Consider the following 17,200-nt stretch of genomic DNA (forward strand, 5'->3'; position numbering starts at 1 on the left):
GTTGGTTTTGCCTGGGTTACTATGGGGGGTGTTGGGGTGGGAGGGGTAGGGGTTGCCGGGGCTATTGGGGCTGTGCTAGGAGGTGGGGGGGTTGGTTTTGCAGGGAGCGCGTTTACAAGGGGTTCTGGCGCACTGTAGCGCATCTTAAAAAACACCCCCACATACACCCCTAAAGCCAGCAATACCCACAAGCACGCCAAGCCATAGAGTTTTAACACTTTCATGCCCATTAAAACTCCTATCTTTTTTCAAAATCAATTCTAGGATCGACAAGACTATAAGTCAGATCGCTGATCAAATTCACCACCAAACCCAATAGGGTAAAAATATACAAAGAGGCAAAAACCACCGGGTAATCCCGATTGACAATGCTATCAAAACCTAACAAACCTAGCCCATCTAAACTAAAGATGATCTCAATGAGCAAACTCCCGCTAAAAAACACGCCTAAAAACGCGCTAGGAAATCCTGCAATCACCAAGAGCATCGCGTTTCTAAAAACATGCCCATAGAAAATACGCCCCTCAGAACACCCCTTAGCGCGCGCGCACAAGATGTAGAGCTTGCCCATCTCATCTAAAAAGGAGTTTTTCACCAAGAGCGTTAAGGTAGCAAACCCCCCAATGCTCATGCACAGCACGGGCAAAAAGATATGCCACAAATAATCTTTAATTTTGCCAAAAACGCTTAAAGTGGCAAAATCCTCGCCCACCAAACCCTTTAAGGGGAAGATTTGCCAATAAGTCCCCGAGGCAAAGAGCACGATGAGAATGATGGCAAATAAAAAGGAAGGAATCGCGTTAGCCACGATCACAGCCACACTGCTAGCGACATCAAAGCTAGAATTATTGTGGCGGGCTTTGTAAATGCCTAGGGGGATGGAGATGAGATAGATGAGCAGAGTGCTAAAAAAGCCCAGCGAAATAGAAACCGGGAGCTTTTCTTTGATGAGATCGATCACACTAATTTGGCGGTAAAAACTCTGCCCAAAGTCAAAAACAAGGTATCTTTTGAGCATGTCTACATAACGCTCTAAAAGGGGTTTATCAAAACCATACAGTTTAGTGAGTTGCGCATAAAGCGCGCTATCCATGCCCTGCCCCCCCTTATAACGACTCTCATTTAGCTGTCTTTCTTTGAGCGAAGCGGTGTTAGTTTCTTGATTATTCACTCCGCTAAGTTTAGCCATCATCTGCTCCACAGGTCCCCCCGGAGCGCTTTGGATGATGAAAAAATTGATCGTGATGATGCCTAGCAAGGTGGGGATGATGAGCCAAAGGCGTTTGAGAATGTAGCGCGCCATTTAGTGCTCCTTTTGCAGAGTTTTATCCCACCATAGCGTGGGCGAGAAACCATAGGGGGGCGAAATTTTGGGCATGCCAATTTTATCCCAAAAGGCGATGCGAAAACTCGAGCCATAAAATTGGGGCACGACATAAAAGCCCCACAAAAGCACGCGATCGAGCGCGCGCACGAAGGCGATCTGGGTTTCTCGATTGTGTGCGCTAATTACCCCATTGATGAGCTGGTCGATCACGGGGTTAGAAATCCCAGAATAATTGCGACTCCCTGCTTGCTTAGCGCTCGCGCTCCCCCAATAATAGCGTTGCTCATTACCCGGGAACAACGATTCTCCAATCACTCCTGAGATCATGTCGTAGTCAAATTTCTTAACCCGATTGGTGTATTGACTCAAATCCACCCTTTGAATCCGCATTTCAATCCCTAAGACTTTGAGATTGCGCGCGTAAGCTAGCGCGAGTCGTTCAAAGCCCGGGCTATTGAGTAAGAGAGTGAAAGTGAAGGGTTGTTTGGTTTTAGCGTTGATGAGGCGGTTGTTAGACACCACATAGCCCGCCTCTTTTAAGAGTTTTTGGGCGTATTTGAGATTTTCACGCAAGTTTTCTCCTACCTTGCGCGCGCCATTGGTGCGGGGCACAATATAGGGGCTAGTGAAAATTCTAGGGTTATAGGCTTCTAGTTGTTTTTTATAGCGATTCAAAATTTGGAGTTCTTGCCCTTGGGGCAAGCCACTAGAGGCAAAGATAGAATTACTAAAATAACTAGGTGAGCGGGTGTATTGGGAGAAAAAGAGATTGCGATTCGCCCATTCAAAATCAAAGGCGTAGAAGAGTGCCTCACGCACGCGCAAGTCTTTAAAAAGGGGTCTGCGGGTGTTGATGAAAAAGCCCTGTAGCCCCGCGGGCAGTTCGTGTTTCAAGCGCACCTTGTGAATCTTACCTTGCTCAATGCCCTTACCCACATACCCACGCGCCCACACTTTGGCTGTGCTCTCATAACGCCAATCATAAGCCCCGCTTAAAAACGCCTGCAAGGCTACCGAGTCGTCCTTGTAGTATTCATAGACTAGGCGATCAAAATTGTATTGCCCCTTGATGGCGGGCAAATCACGCGCCCAGTAGTTTTTATTGCGCACATAGGTGATGCGCTTGCCCACATCAAAGGATTCAACCATGTAAGGACCGCTAGAAACCGGGACAAGTAGGGGGTTTTTCTCAAAACCATGTTTTTCAAAGAAATGCTTGGGGATCACCTGTAATTGCCCCAAGATGAGGGGTAATTCGGTGTTAGTGGTGTTCTTGAAGGTGAATTTGACATGCTGTTTGTCTAAAACAATGACATCTTTGACATCTTCATAATACTGCTTGAACACCGGGCTACCCTTTTGTGTGATGGTCTCAAAGCTGTATTTGACATCTTGCGCGCTAATGGGCACCCCATCGCTAAATTTAGCCCGTTCATCAATACCAAAGATCACATAGCTATGATCGGGGGCGACTTCAATGTCATTGGCGATCAAGGCGTATTCTGCGAAGGGTTCGTCTAAACTTTGGGTAAGCAAGGTGTCATAGACTAATTCTAACCCGCTAGCTTTAGTGCCCTTGAGCAAAAAGGGGTTGAGGCTATCAAAAGTGCCAATGGCATGGCTTTTGAGCACCCCCCCCTTAGGGGCATTGGGGTTAGCGTAATCAAAATGGGTAAAGTGCTGGGCGTATTTAGCCTTTTGCCCTAAGGAAATGTAGGGCGCGCCCCACAGGGGCAAGCAAGCTAGTAAACTTCCTAGAATCTGGCGCGTTTTCATAGTAAACCCATGAGAGTTTTGGCGTGTTGGTAGGTCTGCGTGGCGATGGGTTGCACGGCTTGCAAGCCCTCTTGCAAAACCCTTAACACATAGCCTTGATCACCCTGCAGGCGCGTGTAAGTCTCTCTAATGGGGTTAAAAGTTTCTACCACCACCTCAATCAATGCCTTTTTAAAATCCCCATAGCCTCTCCCTTCAAACTGGGTCTCTACTTGCGCGCTTTCTTGCTGGCTTAGTAGCGCGTAGATATTGAGTAGATTGTAGATACCGGGGCGTTCTGGATCAAAGCGCAGAGTGCCTATCGAATCTGTGGTCGCCTTTTTGATCTTTTTAGCGATCAGATCGGGGGGGTCTAAGAGAAAAAGCGCGTGCAAAGCCCCGGGGTGGGATTTGCTCATCTTAACTAGCGGATCGTCCAAGCCCATCACGCGCGCGCCCGTGTCCCCAATCAAAGGTTTGGGCACTTTAAAGCATTCTCCAAAATCGCGGTTGAATTTTATAGCTATATCTCTTGTGAGTTCTAAATGTTGCTTTTGATCCGCGCCCACAGGGACACAATCGCTCTGGTAGAGTAAAATATCTGCTGCCATGAGCACCGGATAAGTGAAAAGCCCGGCTAGGGGGGCTTTCTCTTTAGCGCTCTTGTCCTTAAACTGAGTCATGCGCGCCAAATCCCCCATAGACACGCCGCAATTAAGTAGCCAACACAACGCCCCATGCTCGTTGACCTGACTTTGCACAAAGAGTTTAGATCGCTTGGGGTCGATCCCGCATGCTAGCAAGAGTGTTGCCATTTGCAAACTTTGCTCTTGTAAGACTTTAGGGTCTTGGGGGGTGGTGATGGCATGGGCGTTCACCACACAAAAGATACTCTCATAGACATCTTGGCGTGCTACCCATTGCCTGATCGCCCCTAAATAATTCCCCAAATGCATCCCCCCTGTGGGCTGAATCCCCGAAAACACGCGCTCTCTCATCTCTCTCCTTTTTGCAAACTTCCTACCAAAAACACCACCTCATAACTCAAAGATTCATAGGGGATTTCAAAGCGCAGAGCCTTAGCCCGCTTAAAATCCAGCCCTCCGCCCAGTAAGCCCGTGTATTTGAGCTGGGCTAAAAAGGGCGCGCGGGCATCAAAACTCTGCTGGAAGCGCTCCACCCATAAACGAGTCTTAAAATCCGCAAAACGCGCTTTTAAGATGCTTAAGACTTCTTGGCATCCTCTTAGGGGTGAGCGTGTGCCTAAAAAGGCATGCACTTCTTGCAAACTCCCACTTGTGTGGATAGCTAAGGCGATATGCGCACAATGGCGCGCTAACTTGGCACAGAGCGCGTCTAAATCCTGTGCCCACTGCAAAGCAGAGGCGCTAATGAGCAGAGTGCATGGCAATATGTCCCAATCTTCAAAGTTTTGGCAAATCAAGCGCACGCGATCCACTCCCAAACACGCCCGCGGGTGTTCTTGCAACATCTCTAAGGCGCGATCCACCCCGACAAACTCGTTGGCACAGATGTTAAAAAAGGGCAGGGCACTAAGAACACTTCCCTGCCCGCAACCCAAATCTAGCACACGCGCGTAGTGTTGGGACGCGCACTCTTGTAAGAGACGCGCAGCGATGCGTTGTTGCGCTTGCGCGTGGCGCGCATAACTCTTAGCCATTTTGCCAAAGGAATAGCGTTTCATCTTTTCTTGCACAGACGCATTTTAGTAAAAATTTGCTAAGATCGGGGTTTATGTTGATGGAGAGTGTATGAGTAGCGTGTTGTTGGTGTTACAGATTATCCTAGCTGTGGTGATTGTGATCGTGGTGCTATTACAAAAGAGTTCGAGCATCGGGCTAGGGGCTTATAGTGGGAGTAACGAGTCGCTTTTTGGGGCTAAGGGACCTGCTAGCTTTTTAGCCAAACTCACGATGGTTTTGGGTTTTTTGTTTTTGAGCAATACGATTGCGCTAGGTTATCTTTACAATAAAGAATACAATATCAGCGTGTTAGACAGCGCGCCTAAAAACTCTCTAGTGCCCCTAGTGCCTCCTAGCGCGCCCAGCACGCCCAGCACGCCTGCTAACCCTCTAAGCACCCCTCCGGCTAACCCTTTGGGTAACCCCTTACTCAAAAATGCCCCCACGCAAAATCCCCTCATCCCTAAAACCAACTCCTAAGGACATCCATGTTAGATGGCATTTACAAACACACTAGCGAGCAAATGCACAAGAGTTTGCAAGCGCTCTTAAAAGACTTCACCACTCTGCGTAGCGGCAAGGTTTCTATCAACTTGGTAGAAAATGTGCGCGTGGATTATTATGGCACACCCACTCCGCTTAACCAAGTGGGCTCTGTGATTGCTAGCGATGCGAGCACTTTGAGTATCACCCCTTGGGAAAAGAACCTTTTAAAGGACATTGAACGAGCGTTGCAAGAAGCTAATTTAGGCGTGAATCCCAATAATGACGGGGAGAGCGTGAAACTCTTCTTCCCCCCCATGACCTCAGAGCAACGCAAAGAGATCGCTAAGGACGCAAAGGGCATGGGTGAAAAGGCAAAGGTAGCCGTGCGCAATATCCGCCAGGATGCCAATAACCAGATCAAAAAGCTAGAAAAAGACAAGGAGATCAGCGAAGATCAGAGCAAAAAAGCCCTCGCTGAGGTGCAAAAGATCACCGATGGCGCGATTAAGAAAATTGAGGACGCGCTCAAAGCCAAAGAAGAGGAGATCTTAAAACTCTAATGGATATTTTGCGTATCTACCAAGATTGTGGCGCGCTTTTGGAGGGGCATTTTCTGCTCAGTAGTGGGAATCACTCTAATTTCTACCTGCAATCGGCTAAAGTCTTAGAACACCCCAAACTAGCCCAGCAACTCGCCCAAGCCCTAGCCCAAGAGATCGCGTGCGCAGGGATTAAGCTAGATTGTATATGCTCCCCTGCTCTTGGGGGGATTTTAGCCGGCTATGAATTAGCGCGCGCCCTAGAGGTGCGCTTTATCTTCAGCGAACGCGTGGGGGGGGTGATGACTCTGAGGCGGGGCTTTAGTGTGAGTGCGCAAGAAAAAGTGCTCATCTGTGAAGACATCATTACTACGGGGGGTTCAGCCCTAGAGGCGGCTAATTGTGTGCAGGCGTTGGGCGGGAAAGTGGTTGCCTTTGCTAGCTTGGCTAATCGGGGCTTTTGTGCGCGCACCAACGCTCCCGCCCCCACCAACACAGGGCATGCATGCAAATTACCCCCAAGCGCGCCTTTCTTTTCTTTGGCGGATTTCAATTTTGCGATGTATGATCCTGCGCATTGCCCTCTATGTGCTACCAGCGCACCGGTCAAGCCGGGCAGCCGCGGGAATGAAAAATAACGCTTTAGAAACTCTTGCTTGCTTGCACGCGTTAGCACGCTTAAAAGCCTTGTTGGTGGATATTTTCATGCTTTATACCCCCCTGCTCTATTTTAGCACTTATGTCCTTTTGGGTTCGGCGCAGAGCTTTAGAACCCATCAGGGGGTGATTTTTGCCTGCGTAGGGGTTTATGGGTTTTTAAATGCGCTTTTTGTGGCTTTGAGCGGACAAACTCCGGGCTGGCGTTATGTGGGTCTAAAACTTGTGGATTCTAAAAGTGGGGGTAAAGTGGGCTTTTGGCGTGCATGGGGGCGTTTTGGGCTGTGGTTAGTGGTAACTAGCACACTAGTGGGGCTTTTCACCCCCTTTTTCACACGCCATAAACGCTTGTTACACGATATGCTTTGTAAGACAACTTTAACACGGGTTTAAGGTTGTGCGACTAGGGTTACATAAAAAAGCATGCTCTTGAGATGTTCTATGTTCAAGAGGGCTTTTTTATAGGTGTAGTGGTTTTCCACGCTGGCGATCGTGCCCACAAAAATGCCCGCGCTGAAAATCCCATCTAGCCCGCTAGTTAACACCACATCTCCGGGTTTGACGGGGGCGTAGGCGGGTAAGAAATTGACATAGGTTTTAAAGTTTTGGTTAGTAACAAAGCCATAGTAAATCTTCTCCCCACTCTTAACCATCACGCTGTAACTCGCGCGCGCATCCCCGTGTAAAAGCCCGATAAAACGCCCCTCTTTTTGCACCACAATCCCAATCACACGCTCAAAGGCAACCATGCCTAAAATCTTATCTTGGGGGTAGGGGGTTTTGACATCTAAGAGCAATTCATAAGGGTTATTGAGTTTAGCAAAACCATAAACACGCGTGAGTGTGTAGGTGGGGGGAGTGTAGAGGGTAGGGGATATGGGTTGGGGCGCGCAGGTGGGGGGGGTATAAGTGGCAAAGGAGGCGGTGGCATCAGGGGTTTGGAGGGGGGTGGGTAAGGTAGCTTGCAGACTGGCTAGATCGTGCACCTCTAGGGCTAAAGATTGGTTGCGCGCGTTTAAATCGGCATAGGAAAACTGCAGGCGTTTGTAAGCTTCTAATTGCGCTTGGTAGCGCGCGATGGTGTTGGCTTGATCAAAATGGCGTTGGTAGGCAGAAACTAAGCTGTCTTTGAAGTTTAAAAAACCAATCCTCACCTTGTCGCTAACAAAGCTACGCGACCCCCTAATGTCCAAGACCCACAGCACACACACAATGGCTACGATGATTAGCACCGTGCGTTTGCTAATCATAGGACTCTTACAAATCCCCTAGACTACTTAGCAAATCCAAATCTTCAATGGCGCGACTCGTGCCCCGCGCCACGGCTAAAAGAGGCTCTTCGCCCACAAAGACGGGCAACTTGACAATATTGCTTAGATATTTGTCCAAGCCACGAATGAGCGCGCCCCCACCAGTGAGCACCACGCCATTTTCTACAATGTCCCCGGCTAAATCGGGTTTGACTTCTTCTAAAACCGCCTTGAGCGCATTGCTGATTTCGCGAATCTGCTCCTTGATTGCCTCGCGCACATCCTCGCTACTTAGGGTAATGGTGTTTAAAATCCCGCTCACCTGATCGCGCCCGCTCACCTCCATTGTCAAGGGGGGGTTGAGCTCGATTGCCGATCCGATAGCGATTTTAATCTCTTCGCCCGTGCGCTCCCCAATTTGCAGGTTATAGGTCTTGCGCACATAATCCACAATGCTCGCATCTAGTTTATTGCCCGCCACTCTAATACTCTTACTCACCACCAGCCCGCCTAGACTAATGACCCCAATTTCTGTCGTGCCCCCCCCAATATCTACAATCAAGCTCCCTTGAGGATCTTTTACTGGCAAGCCCGCCCCAATGGCAGCAGCCATAGGCTCTTCGATCAAAAAGACTTCACGCGCCCCAGCGCTCATCGCGCTTTCTTTAACCGCTTTGCGCTCCACACTGGTTAAGCCATAGGGCACACACACCATGATGCGCGGACGAATCAAGGCTTTGCGTTGGTGGGCTTTTTCAATGAAGTAGCGAATCATCTTTTCGGTGATGTCAAAATCAGCGATCACCCCATCTTTCATCGGGCGAATCGCCTGCACTCCAGCGGGAGTTTTACCAATCATCTCCTTAGCTTCGCTCCCCACAGCCAGCACCTCCTCCATGCGATCGTATTTGTTGAGTTTAACCGCCACAATGGAGGGCTCGTTGATGATGATTCCCTGCCCTTTGACAGAGACCACGGTATTAGCTGTCCCCAAGTCGATGGCAACATCATGGGAGAAAACACCAATTAGTTTATCTAGTATCATAGACTTCTTTCTGTTAAGATGGCATGGGTAAGGGTTTGTTTTTCTTGATATACAAGGGTTTTTCTTGTTGCAAAACACACTCTTTGGTGATGATGACTTGGTAGTCCTTCAAACCGGGCAAATCAAACATTACATCCATACTGAAGCTTTCAATAATGGATCGCAAGCCTCGCGCGCCCACCTTGCGCTTGATAGCTAGATTGGCGATCTCTTCAATGGCACTGGGTTCAAAGATCAATTCCACGCCGTCCATTTTAAACAGCTGTTGATATTGTTTGATAAGGGCGTTCTTAGGCTTGAGCAAAATATCCACCATCGCCTCTTTAGAGATGGGCTTGAGGGTGGAGATGACGGGCAAACGCCCGATGAGCTCAGGGATCAGCCCATAACTAATAAGGTCCTCAGGTCCCACTAAATGCAAAATATCCTCTAACTGCTCCTTGGTCTTTTTCTCATTACCAAAGCCTAGCACATTGCTATGGATACGCCGTTTGATGATGTCAATAATCCCATCAAACGCCCCGCCACAAATGAAAAGAATATTGGTGGTGTCAATCTGCACAAAGTTTTCATTGGGGTGTTTGCGCCCACCCTTAGGGCTGACATTGACCACACTCCCCTCAATGATTTTTAATAGAGCTTGTTGCACGCCCTCCCCGGATACATCGCGGGTAATGGAGCGGTTTTCTGAGAGGCGCGCGATTTTATCGATCTCATCAATGAAAACAATCCCGCGTTGGGCGCGTTCTACATCTCCATCGCTAGCCTGCAATAAGCGCGTTAGGATATTCTCCACATCTTCGCCCACATAGCCCGCTTCTGTGAGGCTAGTCGCATCGCTAATGGCAATGGGGATATTCAAAAAGCGCGCTAAAGTCTGTGCCATCAAAGTTTTTCCACTCCCAGTAGGTCCCACTAGCAAGATATTAGATTTAGAAATCTCCACATCTTCTAAAGAGTCCTCTTGGGTGAAGTGCACATCCTTACTGTGCTGTTTTTGTCTTTGTTTTTCTTGGTGGTTTAAGCGCTTGTAGTGGTTATAAACAGCCACGCTGAAAACCTTTTTAGCCTCTTCTTGCCCCACCACATAGTTATCTAGGTATTCTTTCAGCACGCTAGGGGAGGGCACAAGGGTCGCGCCCACGCTCTTAGTGGCTTTAGGCAACATGTTTTCAATGAGTTCTAGGCGGTTGTTATCCAAAGTGCTGGGGTGCAAATCTGTGTGGAGTTCCTTGTAAAGATATTCAATACAATATTCACACACATGGGTGTCTTTTCCGGATTTTTTAGAAGAAAACACCAAGCGGCGTTGGTAACCTAAAGTGCTCTCTGGTTTGTTACAAAAACTACAATAACGGGTATTCATGTGTTCTCCTGAGTCAAATGTGCGGCTTTAAAGGCGACCCCGCGCTCACTCTCTAAGATGAAACCGCAGATCTCTTGGGCGTGGGGGTTGTCTGGGTATTTAGCTAAGAGCTTGGTCGCGTTCTCGCGTATGGAAGTGTCTTCACAGGCAAAGAGCTTTTTATAAAGGGCACTAATGAAGTCAATCTCATGGCTTTGCAAAAGTTTGCGCATACGATGGCGGTTGATCCCCTTGATAAAGGCACGATTGCCCTCCACAATGCAATAAGGGGGGACATCTTTACCCAGCGCGCTAGCCCCAGCCACCATGCATCCCTTGGCGATACGCACGAATTGGTGGATGGCTGTAACCCCCCCGATATTGACATGATCGCCAATTTCAATATGTCCGGCTAAAGTAACCCCATTGGCTAAGATACAATAACTCCCAATCTGGCAATCATGGGCGACATGCACATAGGCCATCAAGAGATTGTCATTACCTATACGCGTGATCCCCCCTCCGCCCTGCGTGCCCGGGTTAATCATGCAATATTCGCGAATGAGATTGCGCTCCCCGATGAGAAGTTGGGTTTGTTCGCCATGGTATTTCAAGTCTTGGGGGATCGTGCCTAGAGTGGCGTAGGGAAAAACAACAGTGTGCTTTTTGATAGTAGTGCGCCCTAACACGGTAACATTATTGTAAAGCTCCACCCCCTCTTCTAAGGTTACATCAGGTCCAATGACACAAAAATGCCCGATATGCGCGCCCGGGGCGATGCAAGCCTTGGGGTCAACAATGGCCGTGGAGGCGATCATGCTAATTCTCCTGCACCCCTCTTGCCATTGTCTTTATCCACAATCATGGCTTTGAGTTCAGCCTCTGCCACGATCTTGTCATCCACCTTAGCCACCCCTCCCACCTGCCAAATCATGCCCTTGTGCCTAAGCACCTCCAAATAGTAATGGAGTTGATCCCCGGGGATCACCGGGTTGCGGAATTTCACGCGATCGATTGTCATGAAATAGACAAGCTTGGTGCGCGCCACCTCAGGGTCTACCCCAAATAAACTCACAAAGGCTAAAAGCCCGCCTGCTTGCGCCATGCCTTCTACAATCAGCACCCCCGGATAAATGGGCTTACTGGGGAAATGCCCCGTAAACACTTCTTCATTATAGGTGATGTTCTTATAGGCGTGCACCTGTTTGTAAGTTTGCAAGCCCACCACACGATCCACCAGCAAGAAGGGGTAGCGATGGGGGAGAATCTGGGCAATGGCATGGATATCCATATCTAACACACAATCTTGCATCTTCTAAGGCCTTTGCGTGAAATTCGATGAATTTTTGACTTTGCCATGCGCAAGCTTAAAACTCCATTAGTGGCGCATTTTATGGTATTTGAACTCCACGCGCCCCAAGCCTAAAATGTGCCCCCGGATGGCATCGTGCAAATCGTTGATGAAAAAGGGGGGAGTCAAATTTACATGCGCAATATCTAGCGCGTAAACTTGGATTAAATAGTGGTGATCCCCATTGGGAGGCATAGGACCAATATAGACGCTATTGGCTAAATTGGAGGCGCGTTTTTCTTCTGGGCTTAAAGTAGAACGCCAGTAGCCTTCTGTGAGGGAATTAACTCCTTGAACGATATGTTTGTCTTCTAATGAGGCGTTTTGGGCTAATTTTGTGCCTGCAATATTGCCTACCACCCAGTGGATAAAGGGTTTGCCCATCACCACGCTCGCATCGTAATCCACGATCTCTAGGGCGTAACTCTTGGCTCCGGGCACACCCTCCCAAGAAATCTCAGGGGAGTGTTTAGGCAGACCGTGATCTAAAAAACTCTCAGGGGCGTTGCCACCAAATTTGGGGTCTAAAAAACCTTGTGGGTCTGTGTGGATAGATACTTTAAAAACCTGCATGCGTTCTCCTTTGTGGTGCATAGATTGAGAATAAAGCAAGGAGTTTGCTACTCCCAGCAGAGTAAAAGCTAGAATGAGTGCTTTGCGCAAACTAGACCAACCGCTCTTTGAGCACGCGTGCCACTTCAAAGCCCGCGTTCAACCCGACTCCAATGCTAGCCCCAGATTTATAGACAATGTCGCCCACCACATACAAGTTAGTGATATTGCTTTCATGTTCGGGACTCACAAGGGGCAAATTGTTCTCACTCAAGGCTACTTTACACTTTTTCAAAAACTCCAAAGGGGTAGACCCCCCAATGGCAAATAAAACTCGATCGTAAAATCCATGCGTGCCGTCTTTAAAATTCACCTGCACCTGCCCTTGCGATTCGGCTAGGCTTTCAATATCCACCCCTAATTTGTGTTGCAAATTCTTATTAAAAGCCTCTTCTAGGTTTTTGAGATTGTCTTCATTGACACGGCTGAAGGTAGTCTGGCGGTAGTTTAAGGTGGTGTTATTGCTATTGGCTAGCGCGATGGCGTATTCCACCGCCGAATTGCCCCCTCCTACCACCAACACCTCCTCTTTTTCCTTGCAATCATTGATGGTGTAGACCACTTGGCGCATCACCTCTATGGGGATCGGGTAAGAAGGGCGGTTGGGTTGCCCCATTTTGCCAATGGCGATCACCACGCTCCTAGCCTTAAACACTTGGTTAGACCCGCTCACCACCTCAAATAAGTCTTCTTTTTTTACTACGCTCTCAATCCCCGTATTATAGGCGACATCAATATGGTGTTCGTCTAAAGCCTTCTGCAAGACTTCTAGCGCGCCCTCTTTATCTGTATCGCTAAAGGGAATATGCCCCTTAATATCCACGACCTGCTTGCGGTAATCCTTGTCCACGCGCTTATTGGCTTTATAATACTTGCGGATCATCCCACAGCTTTGCGCCTCTTTTTCACACAATAAAACTTTGGGGATTCCATTGAGCTTACACTCCACTGCCGTGGCGATCCCACTAGGTCCTGCCCCCACTACCACTACATCGTAAATCTCACCCATGCTATCCTTTCTTCTTGAGTTCCTCTTGTTTGGCGGTGTGTAGATCGCTAGGGCTATCATATAGCAAGACCTCTAACATTTTCTTTTCATCGCTGAACTGTTTGCCTCTCAAGCCCCATAAAAAGATGAGTAGTCCCACCAAGCCCAAGATCAACGAAACAAAGAGCATGAGAAACAGAGTGTTGGTATGCATTAGCCAGCCATAAATTCTAAAGTGCTTTGCCTGAGGGTTTCCATCAAAGTCTGAACATCCTCAGGGGTGAGCGCGCCCTCTTGCTTTTTAATCAATAACGAAGCGTAGTCGCGCTTGCCTCCACCTTTATTTTCATAACCCAAGGTTTCTAGCTGGCTTTTCAAACGCGCGAGCAAAGCCAACATATCCTGATTCCCCAGCGATTTGAGCGATAGTTCTAGGGCATGTTTTTGTGGGTTAGGGCACACAAAGAGCGCGACCAAGTTCTTTTGTTGTTTTTTATGTGTGTCTATGAGGGAGAAAAACTCTTTGAGATTCTCTTTTTGGGCGTGCAATAGGGCAAGTTGTTGATCACACACCGGATACCATTGCACCAAGTGCGCGCAATCCTGCTTGGGGCGTTGAGCCTTGGTAGCCTTTTGGTAGGTTTTTAATTGGTGGCGCGCCTCTTTAAGCGCGGCGCGTTCTTGGGCGATGAAGTGGTAGTAGGCTTTCCCACACACCGCCTCAATGCGCCTAACCCCTGCGCTCACACTCGAGCTTTTAGTGATAGCGAACCCTCCAATGTGCGCGCTATCGCTTACATGCACCCCCCCGCACGCCTCTAGGCTGTCTGCGATCTTCACCACGCGCACCTCTTGCAAATACTTGTCTTCAAACAACATCACAGCCCCCCTTTCTTTAGCCTGATCGGCTTGCAGGTGGTCGATGTGCGTGCTAGTTCCCATGCTAATTTGGGCGTTCACAAAGGCTTCAACCGCTTCTATCTCTAAGTCGCTCAAGGGGCGATAAAAGCTAAAATCAAAGCGCAAGCGCTGTGCCTCTATATGGCTTCCCTTTTGTTGAATCTGGGCACTTTTGTGTTCGGCGCGTGCAGCTTGACCCAACACCTCTCTTAGAGCTAAATGCAAAAGATGAGTCGCGCTGTGGTGCTTAGCGATCTCGGCGCGCTCGCTCACCTTAGCGATCACGCACCCACCCACATGCACAGGCGCGATCAATTCCACTAAACTGAGGTTGATCGCGCCCACCTTTTGGGTGTCTAGCACATGGGCTAGAGGATGGTGGCTAGGATCTAAGAGCACGCCCTTATCCCCAATGGGTCCCCCACCTTGGGGGTAAAAAGGAGTTTTATCCAAGACCACATACGCCCTCCCGCTTTGCACGCTTGGCACAGAAGTTAACACGCCCTGGGTATTAGGCGCAAACAACGCGCGGATCGTGGCTTGCAAACTTTCATGCTGGTAACCCTCAAAGACATTGGGGGCTAGCGCGCTTAGATCAAGAGTTTTTAGATCGTCTTTGCTCCCGCTTTGTTTGAATTGGGAGCGTTGTCTTTGCTCTTGCATGCACGCCTCATAGCCAGCCAAATCCACTTCTATATCTTTATCGCGCAACATGTCCATGGTTAAATCCAAGGGAAAGCCATAGGTGTCATAGAGTTTAAAAGCCACCGCCCCGCTGAAAATCTCATTGCTCTGCGCTAACGCGCTCTCAAAAAGATGCATGCCCTTTTCTAGAGTGCTCAAGAACAATTCTTCTTCAGCCATGCATTCAGCTTGCAAGCTCTCTTGTTGTTCTTGCAAAATGGGATAATCGCGCATGGACGCACACACGCCCCCTAGAATTTTATAGAAAAAAGGTTCATCAAGTGTGCGCCCCTTAGCATGTTCGAGCAAGTAACCATGCCTTAGCGCGCGCCGTAGAATGCGCCTGAGCACATAGCCCCTACCGGTATTGTCAAAATACACCCCCATAGCCAGTAAAAACGCCACGCTCCTAGCGTGATCGGCAAGCACCCTAAAAGATTCTTTATGCGCGCTGTAGGGTAAACCAAAAACCTCTTCAATACATGCCATCAAAGGCTTAAATAAAGAAGAATCAAAATTGTTCTGCACCCCCTCTAATAAGGCTTGCACCCTCTCTAAACCCATGCCCGTGTCAATACAAGGCTGACTCAAGGGGGTTAATACCCCCTCTTTGGAGCGGTTGTATTGCATGAAAACCAAATTCCAAATCTCCAAAAAGCGATCTCCATCGCCCCCAAAATAATCCTCTTTAGAGTGGAACGCCTGCGCGCCCTGATCGATGTAAATCTCACTGCAATACCCGCAAGGTCCCGTGTCTGCCATTTGCCAAAAGTTGTCCTTATCGCCCATGGTCTTGATATGACTAGGGTGGACAAATTTTTGCCACAATTTGTAGGCTTCGTGATCTTTTTCGTGCACGCTAATGTAAATGTCCTGCTCTTTAAAACCCAAAGTGCCCCGCACAAAAGCGTAAGCGTAAGCGATCGCCTCTTCTTTAAAGTAGTCAAAGAAAGAGAAATTCCCTAACATCTCAAATAGGGTATGGTGGCGGTTGGTATAACCCACATTTTCTAAGTCGTTGTGCTTCCCTCCCGCACGCATGCACAGCTGGGCACTCGTGGCACGCGGAGCAAAGGGCGCAACCTTGCCTAGAAAAATATCCTTGAATTGCACCATGCCCGCATTGGTGAAGAGCAGGCTAGAATCCTCAGGCACCAAGCTAGAGCTAGGCACACGCACATGCTTTAAATCTTCAAAATGCTGTAAAAAAGCACTCTTAATATCCATAGGTTCTCCACGACAATATGGGCGCATTATAGCATATTGCTTTGGGGTTGTGGTTAGGTGTTGGTTGTTTTTTTTCAACTAAACTAAAAAGTGGCTTAAGGTTAGGTTTAAGCCAGAATCAATCAAAGGAGATTGTGTGGATCTGTTAATCCAAAACATCAAACAAGACGATCTAGGAAGTTTTCAAGAGCTCGCGGCTCGTTTGGGGGTTTCTTTGGAGGTGTTGCCCGCACACACCCCTCATGATCACGATCATGTAGAAGTGTTGGACGCACACGCCCCCGATCATTTAGAGATTTTTGCCAACACGCCCGCCGATGGGGATTGTGCCAGCTTAGAAAATGCGGGAGAAGAACCCGGTAGTTATAGGCGTTCCTCGCGCGTGTGCAATTCCTATTACAACCCTCTTAACACCCACCAAAGGGATCATAGGGCGCACGATGAATGCGAGCGCGAACGCACACACCGCTACAAAAAGGACCACTCTAACCCCTCAGAGCCATTTTTCTAGGAGGCGCATGGCTTCTAAGTGCTTCTCCTCATCGCCCTCATAGACTTGGTAGTGCTTGATCGCCTCAGTGTAGAGGGCTTGGGCTTTGGGGGTGTCTTGGGGCACGCCCAAGCCCTCTTCATAGGCTTTTCCTAAGGCGTAAAACTCGTAGCCAAAGTCCGTTTCTTCTAGGGCGATGCGTTTGAAATACCCAAAGGCGTTCAAATAGGCGTTCACTTGGTGGGGCGCGCCCAAGGGGGCACTTTGGTTGTAGCGGTTAAAAAGGGCGAGCAGAGCGTCATCGCTCAAATTAGTGGCTAATCTAGTTGGCATGCATGTCCTTTAATATGAGATCTTTTTGGCTTTCTTGGGGGCGCGTTTTTTGAAATACAGGCGTAGCGTTGCACCCATCATCGCCGCCTTGCTTTCTTGGAGTTTAGTTTTGTATTCTAGGGCTTTTTGGGTGTCTTGGGGCATACCCCATGCGCCCGTTTCGTAAGCATAGATGAGCTTGTTAAGCGCGTTGATGTAGATCCACTGGGTGATGGGGCTATGTTGCACGATCCCCTCATAACAATCCAAAGCCTTGCGCTCGTCTTGGCACACCCCCTCCCCCCTCTCATACATTTGGGCTAGGCGGTAAAACGCTTTCCCTTGGGCGCAATGCCCTAAGAGGATTTGCTTGTAAAATTTGAACGCTTTGAAGTAGCCCTGCAATTTATGGGGAGCGAGTTGATCGCAAGAAGTGGCGTTGTAGCGGTTGAACATGTCCAATAGGGCATCATCGCTTAGACTGTGGTGGTTGGCGCGCGTCCTATTGCTATGCTGTGTTGCCATGTGC

21 protein-coding genes are annotated in these 17,200 nt (G+C 48.7%); 5 read left to right on the forward strand and 16 right to left on the reverse strand.

The window, feature by feature from the left end; genetic code table 11:
- From EAO37_RS02225 to EAO37_RS02245, 5 genes are all read right to left on the reverse strand, one after another.
- On the reverse strand, positions 1–230 hold a 230-nt coding region (locus EAO37_RS02225), incomplete at its 3' end, for a hypothetical protein (protein ID WP_205589731.1).
- An 8-nt stretch (positions 231–238) separates the two neighbouring features.
- A complete protein-coding gene (gene yejB / locus EAO37_RS02230; protein WP_120951300.1) occupies positions 239–1,303 on the reverse strand; it encodes a microcin C ABC transporter permease YejB in 1,065 nt (354 codons plus the stop codon).
- On the reverse strand, positions 1,304–3,103 hold the full coding sequence (locus tag EAO37_RS02235) for an extracellular solute-binding protein (RefSeq protein ID WP_205589732.1): 1,800 nt from the start codon (positions 3,101–3,103) through the stop codon (positions 1,304–1,306).
- Positions 3,100–4,080, reverse strand: coding sequence for a tryptophan--tRNA ligase (trpS, locus tag EAO37_RS02240; protein WP_120951302.1), 981 nt, complete (start codon positions 4,078–4,080; stop codon positions 3,100–3,102). Before trpS ends, EAO37_RS02235 begins: the two co-directional genes overlap by 4 nt.
- Positions 4,077–4,799, reverse strand: coding sequence for a methyltransferase domain-containing protein (locus EAO37_RS02245; RefSeq protein ID WP_240451698.1), 723 nt, complete (start codon positions 4,797–4,799; stop codon positions 4,077–4,079). Before EAO37_RS02245 ends, trpS begins: the two co-directional genes overlap by 4 nt.
- Before the next feature lie 55 nt (positions 4,800–4,854).
- On the opposite strand from EAO37_RS02245, the gene secG reads away from it, so the two are divergent.
- The 4 genes from secG to EAO37_RS02265 are packed head-to-tail and all read left to right on the forward strand — an operon-like array spanning position 4,855 to position 6,860.
- A complete protein-coding gene (gene secG / locus EAO37_RS02250) occupies positions 4,855–5,265 on the forward strand; it encodes a preprotein translocase subunit SecG (RefSeq protein ID WP_120951304.1) in 411 nt (136 codons plus the stop codon).
- 8 nt (positions 5,266–5,273) lie between these two features.
- A complete protein-coding gene (gene frr / locus EAO37_RS02255; RefSeq protein ID WP_120951306.1) occupies positions 5,274–5,831 on the forward strand; it encodes a ribosome recycling factor in 558 nt (185 codons plus the stop codon).
- Positions 5,831–6,448 (forward strand): orotate phosphoribosyltransferase, encoded by a 618-nt coding sequence (gene pyrE / locus EAO37_RS02260; RefSeq protein WP_120951308.1) that lies wholly within the window; start codon positions 5,831–5,833, stop codon positions 6,446–6,448. The genes frr and pyrE overlap by 1 nt, the downstream gene beginning before the upstream one ends.
- Positions 6,438–6,860: an RDD family protein gene (locus EAO37_RS02265; RefSeq protein ID WP_120951310.1), complete on the forward strand. Its 423-nt coding sequence runs from the start codon at positions 6,438–6,440 to the stop codon at positions 6,858–6,860. Before pyrE ends, EAO37_RS02265 begins: the two co-directional genes overlap by 11 nt.
- Here the strand turns inward: EAO37_RS02265 and EAO37_RS02270 are convergent.
- From EAO37_RS02270 to alaS, 9 genes are all read right to left on the reverse strand, one after another.
- Entirely contained in the window at positions 6,857–7,717 is an 861-nt protein-coding gene (locus EAO37_RS02270; RefSeq protein WP_120951312.1) for a rod shape-determining protein MreC, read from the reverse strand. The two genes, EAO37_RS02265 and EAO37_RS02270, sit on opposite strands and share 4 nt — an antisense overlap.
- A gap of 7 nt (positions 7,718–7,724) precedes the next feature.
- Positions 7,725–8,762, reverse strand: coding sequence for a rod shape-determining protein (locus EAO37_RS02275; protein ID WP_120945904.1), 1,038 nt, complete (start codon positions 8,760–8,762; stop codon positions 7,725–7,727).
- Between the two features lie 13 nt (positions 8,763–8,775).
- The gene (gene clpX / locus EAO37_RS02280) at positions 8,776–10,128 is read right to left on the reverse strand and encodes an ATP-dependent protease ATP-binding subunit ClpX (protein WP_120951314.1); all 1,353 of its coding nucleotides are present in this window, start codon (positions 10,126–10,128) and stop codon (positions 8,776–8,778) included.
- On the reverse strand, positions 10,125–10,931 hold the full coding sequence (gene lpxA / locus EAO37_RS02285; protein ID WP_162982224.1) for an acyl-ACP--UDP-N-acetylglucosamine O-acyltransferase: 807 nt from the start codon (positions 10,929–10,931) through the stop codon (positions 10,125–10,127). Before lpxA ends, clpX begins: the two co-directional genes overlap by 4 nt.
- Positions 10,922–11,419: a 3-hydroxyacyl-ACP dehydratase FabZ gene (gene fabZ / locus EAO37_RS02290; RefSeq protein WP_120945907.1), complete on the reverse strand. Its 498-nt coding sequence runs from the start codon at positions 11,417–11,419 to the stop codon at positions 10,922–10,924. Before fabZ ends, lpxA begins: the two co-directional genes overlap by 10 nt.
- A gap of 66 nt (positions 11,420–11,485) precedes the next feature.
- Complete coding sequence (locus tag EAO37_RS02295) at positions 11,486–12,052, reverse strand: YbhB/YbcL family Raf kinase inhibitor-like protein (protein WP_235853103.1); 567 nt, start codon at positions 12,050–12,052, stop codon at positions 11,486–11,488.
- 70 nt (positions 12,053–12,122) lie between these two features.
- Positions 12,123–13,079 carry an NAD(P)-binding domain-containing protein gene (locus tag EAO37_RS02300; protein ID WP_120945909.1) on the reverse strand — a complete coding sequence of 319 codons (957 nt, stop codon included), beginning with the start codon at positions 13,077–13,079 and terminating at the stop codon, positions 12,123–12,125.
- Position 13,080: 1 nt separating this feature from the next.
- Positions 13,081–13,272, reverse strand: coding sequence for a cbb3-type cytochrome oxidase assembly protein CcoS (ccoS, locus tag EAO37_RS02305; RefSeq protein WP_120945910.1), 192 nt, complete (start codon positions 13,270–13,272; stop codon positions 13,081–13,083).
- Complete coding sequence (gene alaS, locus EAO37_RS02310; protein WP_120951316.1) at positions 13,272–15,869, reverse strand: alanine--tRNA ligase; 2,598 nt, start codon at positions 15,867–15,869, stop codon at positions 13,272–13,274. Before alaS ends, ccoS begins: the two co-directional genes overlap by 1 nt.
- A gap of 136 nt (positions 15,870–16,005) precedes the next feature.
- On the opposite strand from alaS, the gene EAO37_RS02315 reads away from it, so the two are divergent.
- Positions 16,006–16,380, forward strand: coding sequence for a hypothetical protein (locus tag EAO37_RS02315; protein ID WP_120945912.1), 375 nt, complete (start codon positions 16,006–16,008; stop codon positions 16,378–16,380).
- On the opposite strand, the gene EAO37_RS02320 is transcribed toward EAO37_RS02315, so the two are convergent.
- Both EAO37_RS02320 and EAO37_RS02325 read right to left on the reverse strand, forming a co-directional pair.
- Entirely contained in the window at positions 16,363–16,692 is a 330-nt protein-coding gene (locus EAO37_RS02320) for an SEL1-like repeat protein (RefSeq protein WP_120945913.1), read from the reverse strand. The genes EAO37_RS02315 and EAO37_RS02320 overlap by 18 nt on opposite strands.
- 9 nt (positions 16,693–16,701) lie before the next feature.
- Positions 16,702–17,196 carry a sel1 repeat family protein gene (locus tag EAO37_RS02325; RefSeq protein WP_120945914.1) on the reverse strand — a complete coding sequence of 165 codons (495 nt, stop codon included), beginning with the start codon at positions 17,194–17,196 and terminating at the stop codon, positions 16,702–16,704.
- Positions 17,197–17,200: the final 4 nt, after the last annotated feature.

Origin of the sequence: Helicobacter sp. L8 (assembly GCF_003660355.1) — a bacterium.
In the GTDB taxonomy this organism is placed as follows: Bacteria; Campylobacterota; Campylobacteria; order Campylobacterales; family Helicobacteraceae; genus Helicobacter; species Helicobacter labacensis.

Coding starts and splice junctions, on each gene's coding strand:
- alaS (WP_120951316.1), bottom strand. CDS start 15,869: ATGGATATTAAGAGTGCTTTTTTACAGCATTTTGAAGATTTAAAGCAT.
- secG (WP_120951304.1), top strand. CDS start 4,855: ATGAGTAGCGTGTTGTTGGTGTTACAGATTATCCTAGCTGTGGTGATT.
- EAO37_RS02270 (WP_120951312.1), bottom strand. CDS start 7,717: ATGATTAGCAAACGCACGGTGCTAATCATCGTAGCCATTGTGTGTGTG.
- EAO37_RS02295 (WP_235853103.1), bottom strand. CDS start 12,052: ATGCACCACAAAGGAGAACGCATGCAGGTTTTTAAAGTATCTATCCAC.
- ccoS (WP_120945910.1), bottom strand. CDS start 13,272: ATGCATACCAACACTCTGTTTCTCATGCTCTTTGTTTCGTTGATCTTG.
- EAO37_RS02320 (WP_120945913.1), bottom strand. CDS start 16,692: ATGCCAACTAGATTAGCCACTAATTTGAGCGATGACGCTCTGCTCGCC.
- yejB (WP_120951300.1), bottom strand. CDS start 1,303: ATGGCGCGCTACATTCTCAAACGCCTTTGGCTCATCATCCCCACCTTG.
- pyrE (WP_120951308.1), top strand. CDS start 5,831: ATGGATATTTTGCGTATCTACCAAGATTGTGGCGCGCTTTTGGAGGGG.
- EAO37_RS02265 (WP_120951310.1), top strand. CDS start 6,438: ATGAAAAATAACGCTTTAGAAACTCTTGCTTGCTTGCACGCGTTAGCA.
- fabZ (WP_120945907.1), bottom strand. CDS start 11,419: ATGCAAGATTGTGTGTTAGATATGGATATCCATGCCATTGCCCAGATT.
- EAO37_RS02300 (WP_120945909.1), bottom strand. CDS start 13,079: ATGGGTGAGATTTACGATGTAGTGGTAGTGGGGGCAGGACCTAGTGGG.
- trpS (WP_120951302.1), bottom strand. CDS start 4,080: ATGAGAGAGCGCGTGTTTTCGGGGATTCAGCCCACAGGGGGGATGCAT.
- frr (WP_120951306.1), top strand. CDS start 5,274: ATGTTAGATGGCATTTACAAACACACTAGCGAGCAAATGCACAAGAGT.
- EAO37_RS02325 (WP_120945914.1), bottom strand. CDS start 17,196: ATGGCAACACAGCATAGCAATAGGACGCGCGCCAACCACCACAGTCTA.
- EAO37_RS02275 (WP_120945904.1), bottom strand. CDS start 8,762: ATGATACTAGATAAACTAATTGGTGTTTTCTCCCATGATGTTGCCATC.
- EAO37_RS02235 (WP_205589732.1), bottom strand. CDS start 3,103: ATGAAAACGCGCCAGATTCTAGGAAGTTTACTAGCTTGCTTGCCCCTG.
- clpX (WP_120951314.1), bottom strand. CDS start 10,128: ATGAATACCCGTTATTGTAGTTTTTGTAACAAACCAGAGAGCACTTTA.